Consider the following 13,304-nt stretch of genomic DNA (forward strand, 5'->3'; position numbering starts at 1 on the left):
CGATTGAAGGCTTGCACGCCACGCAAGCAGGAGGTGAGGCATGAACCCGCATATGCCGATGACCAACAACGAGTGCGACATCCCGGTGTTGCTGGTGGCCACGCAGGCGCCGCTGGATGTGTTGCACAGCAACGCCGCGACGCGGTTTCTGGCGGTGACGCAGATGATGGAAAGCCTGGCCAGTCTTGATATCACGCACGCCAAGGGTGCTGATGTGCAGCAATTGGCCAACGCGGCGGCGATGTTGTTGCGCGATGGGTGTGATGTGATGGATGTGTTGGGGCAGCAGATCCGGGCGCGGGTTTAATCGCCGGGTTTGATGTCGGATGTGAGAGCCTCTTCGCGAGCAAGCTTTAATCCTGCAGGGATCTGCGGGCGTGCGGCGATTAGCGCGACGGTTTGAATGACGCCAGTACCCGCTCGGCATTCGCGTCGCAGCCCATGCCTTCGGGCTTCGCCTGGATGTCGTCGATCACGGACAGCAGCTTCGCCTTGCTCTGCGTCAGGTGTTGCTGCATTTCTTCGATCTGCTCGACTTTGCGCTTGAGCCCTGCCAGCAGTTCATCGTGCTTGAATTCACCGGTGGCGGTGTCCGGCATCAATTGCCTCAACTCTTCCAGGCTGAACCCGGCCTGCTGGGCACACTGGATCAGATACAGCGTTTGCAACACCTGCTCAGGGTAATGTCGGTAGCCGTTGGCCCGGCGCTCGACTTTCTGGATCAGGCCCTGGGCCTCGTAAAACCGAATGCGCGACGGGTTGAAGCCACTTAACTCCGCCAATTCACCAATCTTCATCTGCGCCTCAATTGCCTGCTTGACATTAAAGTTAACTTTAAACTTAGCCTCCACTCATTACTGATGAGGAGTCAAGCATGTCGCCCTTTCAAACGCTGAATTTGCCCAACGGCCAGACCATCGGCAATCGCATCGCCAAAGCCGCGATGGAAGAGAATCTCGCAGACACGAGCCAGGCACCGTCGGATGCCTTGTTGCGTTTGTATCAAGCCTGGGCCGAGGGCGAAGCCGGGTTGTTGCTGACCGGTAACGTGATGATCGACCGCCGCGCCATGACCGGCCCCGGCGGCGTGGCGCTAGAAGACGAGCAGCATCTTGGGCGCTTTCGGCAGTGGGCCACGATTGGCCGGGCCGGTGGCGCGCAGTTCTGGGTGCAGCTCAACCATCCGGGGCGCCAGACCATGGCCAATCTCGGCCAGCAAGCCTGGGCGCCGTCGGCGGTGGCGCTGGATCTTGGAGGGTTCTCGAAGATGTTCGCCGAGCCGAAACCGATGTCTGACAGCGATATCAATGAAGTGATCCAGCGCTTCGCCACCAGTGCCGCTTTGGCGGAAAAGGCCGGATTTACCGGGGTGCAGATTCACGCAGCCCACGGTTATTTGCTCAGCCAGTTTCTGTCTCCGCTGACCAATCGCCGCACCGATCAGTGGGGTGGCTCGCTGGAGAATCGCGCGCGCTTGCTACTTAATGTGGTCAGTGCCGTTCGCAGCGCGGTGTCGCCGCAGTTCTGTGTCTCGGTGAAGCTCAACTCCGCGGACTTCCAGCGCGGCGGTTTCGATGCCGATGATGCCAAGCAAGTGATCCAGTGGCTCAATGAACAGCAGATCGACTTGCTGGAATTGTCTGGCGGCAGCTACGAAGCACCCGCCATGCAGGGTGAAGCACGTGACGGACGCACCCTCGCCCGCGAAGCGTACTTTCTGGAAATGGCCGGCGAACTGGCCAGCGTGGCGCGCATGCCAGTGATGGTGACCGGTGGCATCCGCCGCTTGGCCATCGTCGAACAAGTGCTCGACAGCGGCATCGCCATGGCCGGGATCGGCACCGCAATGGCCATTGAACCGCACCTGGTCAAACACTGGCGCGAAGGCAAGAACAGCCATCCGCAACTGCCGCCGATCCTTTGGAAGCGCAAACCCCTGGCAGCACTGGCGACCATGGCGGTGGTGAAGTTCCAGTTGCATCGCTTGAGTCGCGGACACCAGCCCCGGCCGCAGGTCTCGGCGCTCTGGGCATTAATCCGCGATCAGCTGTACATCGCCAAACGCACCCGCCAGTACAAAAAGGCGATGGCCGCCTAATGCGGGTAGCAGCTGCCGAGGCTGCGTTCGCGTGTAGCAGCTGCCGAGGTACGAGGCTGCGTTCGCGTGTAGCAGCTGCCGAGGCACGAGGCTGCGTTCGGCTGCGCAGCAGTCGTAAAACCTGAGCACGCGGTCTTCCTGACACACCGCATCGCCTGATTTCACGACTGCTTCGCAGCCGAACGCAGCCTCGCAAGCTCGACAGCTGCTACAAGCGAACGCAGTAAACCTGAGCACGCGGTCTTCCTGACACACCGCATCGCCGGACTTCACGACTGCTTCGCAGCCGAACGCAGCCTCGCAGGCTCGACAGCTGCTACAAGCGAACGCAGCCTCGCAAGCTCGACAGCTGCTACAAGCGAACGCAGCCTCGCAAGCTCGACAGCTGCTACACGCCGAACGCAGCCTCGTGCCTCGGCAGTTGCTAAAGGTCGCGCGGTGCCGTTAATGATGGGTAGTTGGCCAAGTAATCGCTAATCGGGGTGAGTCATGGCGGCCATTGAGTTGTCCTCTTTTAATCCCGAGGACAACTCATCGATCACTGGAGCACCCCATGGCGAAAATCACCATTGCCCAGCAACTGGCAACCACCCTTGAACAGGCCGGCGTCAAACGCATCTGGGGCCTGACCGGCGACAGCCTCAACGGTTTGACCGAAGCCCTGCGCACCATGGACAGCATTGAGTGGATGCACGTACGCCACGAAGAGGTCGCGGCGTTTGCCGCCGGGGCTGAAGCGGCAGTCACCGGGGAGCTGGCGGTGTGTGCCGGCAGTTGCGGGCCGGGCAATTTGCACCTGATCAACGGGCTGTTCGACTGTCATAAAAACCATGTGCCGGTGCTGGCCATTGCCGCACAAATTCCTTCCTCGGAAGTGGGCCTCAACTACTTTCAGGAAACCCATCCGCAGGAGCTGTTCAAGGAGTGCAGTCACTTCGTCGAACTGGTCAGCAACCCGGCGCAGATGCCGCAGGTGCTGCACCGGGCGATGCGCAGCGCGATCCTCAATCGTGGCGTCGCGGTGGTAGTGATTCCCGGTGACGTAGCGTTGCAGGAGGTTGAAGACAACCTCAAACCCTGGCCGAAGCTGTCACAGCCTCGCACCCTCCCCGCGCCCCAGGATCTCGATCGCCTCGTTGAGTTGCTGAGCCAAAGCAAAGCCGTAACCCTGATGTGCGGCGCCGGTTGCGCCGGGGCTCACGATCAAGTGGTGGCGCTGGCCGATGCCCTCGGCGCGCCGGTGGTGCATGCCCTGCGCGGCAAGGAACACGTGGAGTGGGACAACCCGTTCGACGTCGGCATGACCGGGCTGATCGGCTTCAGCTCCGGCTATCACGCGATGCTCAACTGCGACACCCTGGTGATGCTCGGCACCGACTTCCCGTATCGGCAGTTCTACCCCACCGACGCCACCATCATTCAGATCGACCACGATCCACAAGTTCTCGGTCGGCGCACCACGCTGGACCTGGGCATCGTCGCCGACGTCGGTGAAACCCTCGCCGCGTTGTTGCCGCGCCTGCCGTATCGTGGCGACCGAAGCTTTTTGGAGTCGTCCCTCGATCACTACAAGAAAGCGCGCCAGGGCCTCGATGACCTGGCCAAAGCCTCCGCGCCTGGCCGGCCGATTCACCCGCAATACCTCACTCGCCTACTCAGTGAACTGGCCGATGACGATGCGATCTTCACGGCCGACGTCGGCACGCCAACCGTGTGGGCTGCGCGCTACCTGAAAATGAACGGCAAGCGTCGACTGCTCGGTTCGTTCAACCACGGCTCGATGGCCAACGCCATGCCCCAGGCCATCGGCGCTCAAGCGGCGTTCCCGGATCGGCAGGTGATTTCGTTGTCAGGCGATGGCGGTTTCAGCATGTTGATGGGGGATTTCATCTCACTGGCACAGTTGAAGTTGCCAGTGAAAATCATCGTCTACGACAACGCTTCACTGGGCTTCGTCGCGATGGAAATGAAGTCCGCCGGGATGCTCGACACCGGCACCGACCTGCACAACCCGGACTTTGCGGCGATGGCCAATGCCATGGGAATTCTCGGGATTCGGGTTAAAGAGTCTGAAGAGCTGGAGCCGGCGTTGCGCCGGGCGCTGGCCCATGACGGGCCGGTGCTGGTGGATGTGATCACGGCGACTCAGGAACTGGCCATGCCGCCGACGATCAAGCTGGAGCAGGCAAAGGGGTTCAGCCTTTATATGCTTAAGGCCGTGATGAGCGGGCGTGGGGATGAGGTGATTGAGTTGGCGCGGACTAACTGGTTTCGCTGAAATGGGGTGATGCCGAAAAGATCGCAGCCTTCGGCAGCGCCTACAGGTGAACACCAAACCCTGTAGCAGTTGCCGCAGACTGCAATCTTTTATCGTCCAGAGAAGCGCAATCTGGAGAGCGCCCGCAAATCCCCCGCCACAAAATAATCATTGGTCCATCTATCATCTGGCGCCAACGGCTGGACCTCTTTCAACGCCAGTTTCTTCGCAAAATACCTGAACCGGTAATGCTCATAAAACCGCAACAACTCCAACCCATAGCGGTCCGCCAGATCGGTATCGCCGCGAATAATCAGATAGTTCTCGTCATTACCATTACTGGCCGCCGCACTGAGGTTGTGGCTACCGCTGATGATCGTCGGCGTGTCGGTAGTGAAGTCGGTCACCACGGCTTTGGTGTGCACCAGCAGGTTGCCCTTCTGGCCTTTCATGTTTTCCCTGAGCCAGCCTTCCAGCCCAGTGTTGAGCAGCGCGGTGGCGGCAAACTCGGCGGTGCGGTCGGCGTGGAAACCGGTGATGCGGCTGACGGTGTTTTGCAGGCCATAACGCAGAATGTCGTCGTGCGGTTCGCCGAGCAAGGCGTTGAGGATGTCGTTGGGCAAGGCGAAAGCGGTGACGAACAAGACATCCTTTTTCGCCCCGTTGATGATCTGCACAAACTCGTGCAAGTCCGCCTGACCGGTACGCGGCGAGAACCCGGCGAACAGCGGCTGCGTCGGGTCCATAGGGTTGTTTTTTGTCAGCCAGGTCCGCGTCGCGCCGACGTCCGCCGGGTTCGCCCACACCTCTTCGAAGGTTTGCAGGTAACTGGTGCCGACCCGCGCGTCGTCGAGCACGTGCACCACGTTGGCCTGACGATAGACACCGTTAGGGGTGAAATTGGTGCTGCCGCAGAGCACCGCTTCCGGACGATGCTCCCCCGCGCCATCCAGTTTGCTCAGGACGATGAACTTGTCGTGGAAGATGTTGTGGGTGACCCGCCCGCGCTTGTTCGCCGCCGGGATCTTTTCCAGGCTGGCCTCGTTCATGGTGGTGTCGTCATCGTCCGGTTGCGCGTGATACAGCACCCGTACCTTGACCCCGCGGGCGAACGCGGCGTTCACCTCATCGACGATCGACTGCAACTGATACTCGTAGATGGCGATGTCCAGTGCCCATTGGTCATCCACCGCACGCTTGATGAACCCCAGCAAACGCCCGAGCAAACCGTTCTCCAGCCATTGCTGCGCCGCCACCGGCCAGGCTTCGATGGGCATATTCTTGTTGGCGCTTATCTGCGCATCAAGGTCAGGAAACTTGCGCTGGAATGCCTGACTCGCCGCCACGGCGCGGTTGAAGATTACGCTCTGGTTGGTGGGATGGCCGTCGTCGGAGGTGATCGTCAGTTCGAGGAACTCACCCAGTTGCGGCGCATCGGGCGTGCCGTAGGCCAAGTGCACGCGGTAATGCATAGTCGTGCCTGGATTGACCGCGTAATCGGCCCAGCGAAATTTCTGCAACGGCGCGATATCACTGGGGGTGGCGTGGTACTGAGGGAAGGTGTGGACCTTGCCGGGGAAGGTCAGGCTGTTGAACAGGAACAACCAGGGTTTGCTGCCCGCCTGCTTTTCGATGGCAAAACCGAGCAAGCCTTTGCGGCGGGGTTCGGCCAGGTCCATGGCCAGCAGCACGCCGTTGGTGCCGGCGTAGGCTTTGACGCGGAAGTCATCCTGATGGTTTGCGACTAGAACGCGCATGGTTCACTCCTGTGAAGATCAAAAGATCGCAGCCTTCGGCAGCTCCTACAGGTTATGTGTATACAACAATCAATGTAGAAGCTGCCGAAGGCTGCGATCTTTTCGGCCCGCTACACGTCATCGATATGCCGATACTCCGCCTGCAACTGCGTAGCCAACACCTTAGCCCGCCCCAGCCGAATCGGCCCGCGCTCGATATCAATCAGCAGTCCCGGACACTCCAGCACCGGCAAACCCGGCCACTCCTTCAGTCGCCCGTCGGTCAGCAGCAACAAGCGCTGCTGTTCCGCCGGAAAGCGCTTCTGCCGAGCCGTCAGCCACTGCCCCGCCTCACGCAGCGCCGCCAGTAGCGGCGTGCCACCGCCCGCCCCCAAGCCGTCGAGCCAGTCCCGTAAACCGCTGGAAGCTTTCAAACCCTGCACCTGCCATTTCGGCGTGCGGCCACTGGCGGTCAACAACGCCAGCCGCGCCCTTTGCCGGTAAGCGTCGTCGAACAGGTGCGCCAACAAGCCCTTGGCGTCGCTCAGCGCCTGATGACGGCGGGTCGAGGCCGAGGCGTCAACGATCACCAGCCACAGTTCATGGGGTGAACGGGTGCGCAAATGAAACAACAGGTCTTCACGCTGACGCGGGCGGCCATTGAGCAGGGTGCCCGGCCAGTTGATCGTCCCGTGCGATGCCTTGCGGCGCTTGCCTTGCCGGCCATTGTCCAACCGTCCGGCGCGGGGTCTGGCATTCGCCCCCGCGTCAGATCGAGGGCGAATGCCTAGGGCTTTTTTGGCCAGCTCGGCACTTCACGTCGGGCGCCGATCGGCAGCGCTTGAGCGGGCATTTCGCCCCATTGGCCTTGGCCTTGGCCTTGGCCTTGGCCTTCGCTCGGGTTGGTGTTTTGGCCAGCGGGAGGCTGACTGTGTTGCGGTGTCGTTTGCGAATGCTCGCGGCGGCGATGGCGCAAGGCAAACTCGGCGACCGCGTCGATATCGTCCTCGGTAATCGCCTTGGCCCCGCGCCAGGCGGCATGGGCACGGGCGGCGCGCAGCCAGACCAGGTCGGCGCGCAGGCCATCGACACCGGCGGCAAAACAGCGCTCGGTGATCTGCGCCAGTGCGGCGTCGTCGAGAGGAATGCTCGCCAATGCACCACGCGCCTGCTGGCAGCGTTCGCGCAGCGCGTGTTGCTGGCTTTCCCATTCGGCGCAGAAGCCGTGTGGGTCGCTGTCAAAATCGAGGCGTCGACGGATGATCTGACCGCGCTCCGTTGGCGCGGTGTGACCACTGAGCGCGACGTTCAGACCAAAGCGGTCGAGCAGTTGTGGGCGCAGCTCCCCCTCTTCCGGGTTCATGGTGCCGATCAGCACGAACCTCGCCGAATGCCGATGGGAAATGCCGTCGCGCTCGATCAGGTTGGTGCCGCTGGCGGCCACGTCGAGCAGTAGGTCGACAAGGTGATCGGGCAGCAGATTGACTTCATCGACGTAAAGTACTCCGCCGTCAGCCTTGGCCAGTACGCCGGGGGAAAACTGCGCGCGCCCCTCGCTCAGGGCGGCGTCGAGGTCGAGGGTACCGACCAGACGCTCTTCGGTGGCGCCCAGGGGCAAGGTGACGAATTGACCACTGGCGAGCAGGTCTGCCAAGCCACGGGCCAGGGTCGATTTGGCCATGCCCCGCGGGCCTTCGATCAGCACACCGCCGATTTTCGGGTCGATGGCCGTGAGGTAGAGGGCGAGCTTCAAGTCGTCGGCGCCGACCACGGCGGAGAGGGGGAAATGGGGGGTATCGGTCATGTCGGGTTTCTCATTGTGGTCGGTGGTGATGGTTCCCCACGCTCTGCGTGGGAATGCCTCAACGGACGCTCCGCGTTCGGCTTTTGGGACGCAGAGCGTCCCGGGCTGCATTCCCACGCGGAGCGTGGGAATGATCAGGTCCTCAAGTATCTTCTTGATCGTTCCCCACGCTCTGCGTGGGAATGCCTCAGCGGACGCTCCGCGTTCGGCTTTGGGACGCAGAGCGTCCCGGGCTGCATTCCCACGCGAAGCGTGGGAACGATCAGGTCCTCAAGTATCTTCTTGATCGCTCCCCACGCTCTGCGTGGGAATGCCTCAACGGACGCTCCGCGTTCGGCTTTTGGGACGCAGAGCGTCCCGGGCTGCATTCCCACGCGGAGCGTGGGAATGATCAGGTCCTCAAGTATCTTCTTGATCGCTCCCCACGCTCTGCGTGGGAATGCCTCAACGGACGCTCCGCGTTCGGTATTTGGGACGCGGAGCGTCCCGGGCTGCATTCCCACGCGGAGCGTGGGAACGATCAGTGCACTAGCTGTCTTCTTCTATATCCAGCAACAAATTCTCCAGCGCCTCCCGATACTCACCGGGCTCCTTCCACATCCCCCGCTGCTGCGCCTCAAGCATCCGCTCAGCCATATCACGCAAGGCATGAGGATTATGCTCTCGGACAAAATCTCGAGTCGCCGGGTCGAGCAAGTACGCGTCCGCCAGCAACGCGTACTGGTGATCGTCGATCAACTGCGTGGTGGCATCGAACGCAAACAAGTTATCGACCGTCGCCGCCAGCTCGAAAGCGCCCTTGTAGCCATGCCGCTTGACCCCGTCGATCCACTTCGGATTCGCCGCCCGGGAGCGAATCACCCGGTTCAGCTCTTCCTTCAACGTGCGGATCTTCGGCAAGTCCGGCTGGCTGTGATCGCCGTGATAACTGGCCGCCGCTTCTCCGCTGAGGCTTTCCACGGCGGCCAGCATACCGCCCTGAAACTGGTAGTAGTCATTGGAATCGAGCAAGTCATGCTCGCGGTTGTCCTGATTCTGCAGCACCGCTTGCACCTGGCTCAGGCGCTGGGCGAACTGTTCGCGGGCGGCGGTGCCTTCGTCGGAGCCGCCATAAGCGTAACCGCCCCAGTTCAGATAGACCTCGGCCAAGTCTTCGCGGCTTTGCCATAGGCGACCGTCGATGGCGCCCTGTACACCGGCGCCATAAGCACCGGGTTTGGCCCCGAAAATGCGCCAACCGGCCTGACGTCGCGCGGCTTCTTCATCCAGACCGGAGGCCAGCAAGGCTTCACGCTCAGCCCGAACCTTGGCTGCAAGCGGATTGAGATCGTCCGGCTCGTCCAGTTCAGCGACCGCTTGCACGGCGGCGTCGAACAGTCGGATCAAATTCGCAAAAGCATCACGGAAGAACCCGGACACACGCAAGGTCACGTCCACCCGCGGACGGTCGAGCAAACTGATCGGCAGGATTTCAAAATCATCGACCCGCTGACTACCGGTGGCCCACACCGGACGCACGCCCATCAGCGCCATGGCCTGGGCGATGTCGTCGCCGCCGGTGCGCATGGTCGCCGTGCCCCAGACCGACAGGCCGAGCTGACGCAAGTGGTCGCCGTGGTCCTGCAAGTGCCGTTCGAGAATCAGGTTCGCCGACTGGAAACCGATGCGCCAAGCCGTGGTGGTCGGCAGGTTGCGCACGTCCACCGAATAGAAGTTACGCCCGGTGGGCAGCACGTCGAGGCGACCGCGACTCGGTGCACCGCTGGGGCCGGCCGGGACGAATCGGCCGCTGAGGGCGTCAAGCAAGCCGCGCATTTCTGCCGGGCCGCAGGCGTCCAGCCTTGGAGCAACCACTTCACGCAGACTGTCGATGATCGCTTTCACGTCTGACCAGCCTGGCTCGCTCAATTTGACAACTTCGGCGATCAACGCCTGCTCAATCAATTGCGCGGCAAACAACTCCAGGCGTTCACGGGCATCGCCCGCCGTACGCCACACCTCATCACTGACCGATTGCAGCTCATCAGGACGCGCACTGGTCCACGGCTCGGCCAACTCACAATCCAGCGGATCAAAGCCCAGCGCAAACGCCTTGGCCAACGCCCGCAGCAAACTCGACTGCGCCCCACGCCCATCACCCCGAGGAATCCGCAACAAGGCCAGCAACGTATCAAGACGCAACCGCCCGGTCGGCGACTCGCCAAAAATATGCAGGCCATCGCGAATCTGCGATTCCTTCAAATCACACAGGTAAGTGTCCAGGCGCGGCAACCAGATCGCTGCGTCGGCATCGCTGTTAAGTTTCTCGTCCAGTTGCAACTCGCGGTCGATGTGCGTCTCGCGCACCAGTTGCAAAATGTCGCGCTGCAACTCCCGGGCACGCCGTGGATCAAGCAATTGCGCTTCGTAATATTCGTCCGCCAGCAACTCCAGGTTTCGCAGCGGGCCGTAGGTTTCGGCGCGGGTCAGCGGCGGCATCAGGTGATCGATGATCACCGCTTGGGTGCGACGCTTGGCCTGGGCGCCCTCGCCCGGGTCGTTGACGATGAACGGATAGATGTTGGGCAGCGGCCCGAGCAGCGCATCCGGCCAGCAGTTTTCCGACAGCCCGACGCCCTTGCCCGGCAGCCATTCGAGATTGCCGTGCTTGCCGACGTGAATTACACCGTGGGCGCCGTAGGTATTGCGCAGCCAGAAGTAAAACGCCAGATAACCGTGAGGCGGCACCAGGTCCGGGTCGTGATAGACCGCGCTCGGATCGACCTGATAACCCCGGGCTGGCTGGATGCCGACGAAGGTCAGGCCGAAACGCAGGCCAGCGATCATCATCCGCCCGCCACGGAACATCGGATCGTTTTGCGGCGGCCCCCAACGCTCCAGCACGGCTTGGCGATTGGCTTCGGGCAATGCGTCGAACATCAGCAAGTAGGCATCCAGCGCCAGGCTTTGCATACACGGGCGCTGGTCGAGGGTGTCGAGGTCATTGCTGACGCCACCGAGCAATTGCTGGATCAACGCCGTGCCGCTGTTCGGCAATTCGGCCGGCAGCGGATAACCTTCTTTATGCAACGCACGGAGGATATTCAGCGCCGCTGCCGGCGTGTCGAGGCCGACACCGTTACCGATACGACCGTCGCGCGTCGGGTAGTTGGCGAGGATCAGCGCAATGCGTTTTTCGCCGTTGGGCACCCGCGCCAGATCAATCCAGCGTCGCGCCAGTTCGGCGACGAAGTCCATGCGTTCCGGTTGCGGCCGATAGCAGACCACGTCGGACTGACTGCGTTCGCTGCGCCAGGCCAGGTCCTTGAAACTGATTGGTCGGCTGATGATGCGCCCGTCCAGCTCCGGCAGCGCGATGTGCATCGCCAGATCCCGCGGGCCGAGGCCCTGCTCGCTGGCACGCCAGCCGGGTTCGTTGTCTTGGGCGCAAATCGCCTGGATCACCGGAATGTTGCGGCGAAACGGCCGCAAGTGCGGCGCTTCGGGGCTGGATTGGGCAAAACCGGTGGTGTTGAGAATCACCGCCGCTTCCACTTCATCGAGCCAGTCCTCGACCACCGTCAGGCAGCCGGGCTCTTTCAAACTGGCCACCGCAATCGGCAACGGGTTCAGCCCCGCCGCTTGCAAACGCTGGCAGAAAATATCGATGAAACCGGTGTTCGCCGCTTGCAAATGCGAGCGGTAAAACAACACCGCCGCCACCGGTTGACCGGCCTGCCAGTCGGCTTGCCAATCGTGAAGGTCTGCGGGGCTTTTATGCGGATGGTAGATCGCGGTGCGCGGCAGGGTTTGCGGTTCCGACCAGGCATAGTCGCGGTCCAGCCAGCGAGTGGCCAGGCAACGGAAAAAGTCCAGAGCATTGCCCATGCCGCCCTGGCGCAGAAACTGCCAGAGGCGGTCGCGGTCTTCAGCGACCACGGTGCTGAGGTCGCTGAGTTCCGGGTCCGGACGGTCATCGCCGGGCACCAGAATCAGTTGCACGCCGCGTTCGGACAGCTCGACCAGCCGCTCGACGCCGTAACGCCAATAAGCGATGCCGCCATGCAGCGAGATCAGAATTACCTTGGCGTGACGCAGCACTTCATCAACGTACAAATCCACCGAGGCGTGATTCTGCACCTGCATCGGATTAGCGAGGCGCACGCTCGGGTAGTCGTCGGGCAACTGCTGCGCGGCTTCGGCGAGCAGCGCCAGGCTGGAATCGCCGCTGCACAGGATCACCAGTTCGGCGGGGGTTTGTCCAAGGTCGGCAATGTTGTCATCCGACACGAAACCGCCGGGCTGGGTCCTGAGCAGGTGCATGGCTTAAACGCTGAGCGCGGCGCGCAGTTGCGCTTCGAGTTGTGCGGCGTCCAGTTCCTGGCCGATCAGCACCAGACGCGTGGTGCGCGCTTCATCGGCGCCCCACTGACGGTCGAAATGCTTGTCGAAACGGGTGCCCACGCCCTGGATCAGCAAGCGCATCGGCTTGTTCGGGATCGCGGCAAAACCTTTAACCCGCAGGATGCCGTGCTTGACCACCAGTTGGGTCAGCGCGTCCATCAGCAGGCTTTCGTCGGCTTGTGGCAGCTCAATAGAAATGGAATCGAAGGCGTCGTGGTCATGATCGTCATCACCGTCACCGTGGTGGTGATCGTGATGGCTGTGACGGCTGTCGATGTGTTCTTCGGAACCGGCGCCGAGGCCGATCAGCACGTCCAACGGCACGCGACCGCTGCTGGCTTCGATGACTTTCACGGCGGGCGGCAGTTCTTCGGCGACTTCCAGGCGCACGCGGGCCAAGTCTTCCGGGCTGATCAGGTCGGCCTTGTTCAGGATCACCAGGTCGGCGCTGGCCAATTGGTCGGCGAACAGTTCGTGCAGCGGCGATTCGTGGTCCAGGTTCGGGTCGAGTTTGCGCTGGGCGTCGACTTGATCCGGGAACGCGGCGAAGGTGCCGGCGGCCACCGCTGGGCTGTCGACTACGGTGATCACCGCATCAACCGTGCAGGCGCTGCGGATTTCCGGCCACTGGAAGGCTTGAACCAGGGGTTTTGGCAGGGCCAGGCCGGAAGTTTCGATCAGGATGTGGTCGAGGTCGCCGCGACGCGCGACCAGTTCGCGCATCACCGGGAAGAATTCTTCCTGGACGGTGCAGCACAGGCAGCCGTTGGCCAATTCATAAACGCGGCCGTTGGCTTCTTCTTCAGTGCAGCCGATGGAGCACTGCTTGAGGATTTCGCCGTCGATGCCCAGCTCGCCAAATTCGTTGACGATCACCGCGATGCGGCGACCCTGGGCGTTGTCGAGCATATGGCGCAGCAAGGTGGTTTTGCCCGAGCCGAGGAAGCCGGTAACGATGGTGACGGGGAGTTTGGCCAGTGTTTTCATCGGATGCCCTTTGGCAAGGTGGCGGGCATACGGGACGAC

Annotated in this window: 9 protein-coding genes; 3 read left to right on the top strand and 6 right to left on the bottom strand. The window is 62.0% G+C overall.

Features of this window, described 5'->3' with window-relative positions:
* Positions 1-40 precede the first annotated feature (40 nt).
* Positions 41-307, top strand: a complete 267-nt coding sequence (locus ACA071_RS17050) for a short-chain dehydrogenase (RefSeq protein WP_497640226.1) — start codon at positions 41-43, stop codon at positions 305-307.
* Positions 308-386: 79 nt separating this feature from the next.
* On the opposite strand, the gene ACA071_RS17055 is transcribed toward ACA071_RS17050, so the two are convergent.
* Complete coding sequence (locus tag ACA071_RS17055; protein ID WP_497640227.1) at positions 387-797, bottom strand: MerR family transcriptional regulator; 411 nt, start codon at positions 795-797, stop codon at positions 387-389.
* 77 nt (positions 798-874) lie between these two features.
* Here ACA071_RS17055 and ACA071_RS17060 point away from each other — a divergent pair, with 77 nt between their 5' ends.
* Both ACA071_RS17060 and poxB read left to right on the top strand, forming a co-directional pair.
* Positions 875-2,098, top strand: a complete 1,224-nt coding sequence (locus ACA071_RS17060) for an NADH:flavin oxidoreductase/NADH oxidase family protein (RefSeq protein WP_497640228.1) — start codon at positions 875-877, stop codon at positions 2,096-2,098.
* A 553-nt stretch (positions 2,099-2,651) separates the two neighbouring features.
* Positions 2,652-4,376, top strand: a complete 1,725-nt coding sequence (gene poxB, locus ACA071_RS17065; RefSeq protein ID WP_497640229.1) for a ubiquinone-dependent pyruvate dehydrogenase — start codon at positions 2,652-2,654, stop codon at positions 4,374-4,376.
* An 89-nt stretch (positions 4,377-4,465) separates the two neighbouring features.
* Here the strand turns inward: poxB and ACA071_RS17070 are convergent, their stop codons facing one another.
* The 5 genes from ACA071_RS17070 to cobW all read right to left on the bottom strand — a co-directional run bounded on the left by ACA071_RS17070 (position 4,466) and on the right by cobW (position 13,265).
* Complete coding sequence (locus tag ACA071_RS17070) at positions 4,466-6,112, bottom strand: phospholipase D-like domain-containing protein (protein ID WP_497640230.1); 1,647 nt, start codon at positions 6,110-6,112, stop codon at positions 4,466-4,468.
* A 110-nt stretch (positions 6,113-6,222) separates the two neighbouring features.
* Entirely contained in the window at positions 6,223-6,897 is a 675-nt protein-coding gene (locus tag ACA071_RS17075) for a vWA domain-containing protein (protein ID WP_497645328.1), read from the bottom strand.
* Positions 6,879-7,895, bottom strand: a complete 1,017-nt coding sequence (locus ACA071_RS17080) for a magnesium chelatase ATPase subunit I (RefSeq protein WP_497640231.1) — start codon at positions 7,893-7,895, stop codon at positions 6,879-6,881. Before ACA071_RS17080 ends, ACA071_RS17075 begins: the two co-directional genes overlap by 19 nt.
* Positions 7,896-8,423: 528 nt before the next feature.
* Complete coding sequence (gene cobN / locus ACA071_RS17085) at positions 8,424-12,197, bottom strand: cobaltochelatase subunit CobN (RefSeq protein ID WP_497640232.1); 3,774 nt, start codon at positions 12,195-12,197, stop codon at positions 8,424-8,426.
* Between the two features lie 3 nt (positions 12,198-12,200).
* A complete protein-coding gene (cobW, locus tag ACA071_RS17090; RefSeq protein WP_149661247.1) occupies positions 12,201-13,265 on the bottom strand; it encodes a cobalamin biosynthesis protein CobW in 1,065 nt (354 codons plus the stop codon).
* Positions 13,266-13,304: the final 39 nt, after the last annotated feature.

The organism is Pseudomonas sp. LBUM1646, from assembly GCF_059716165.1.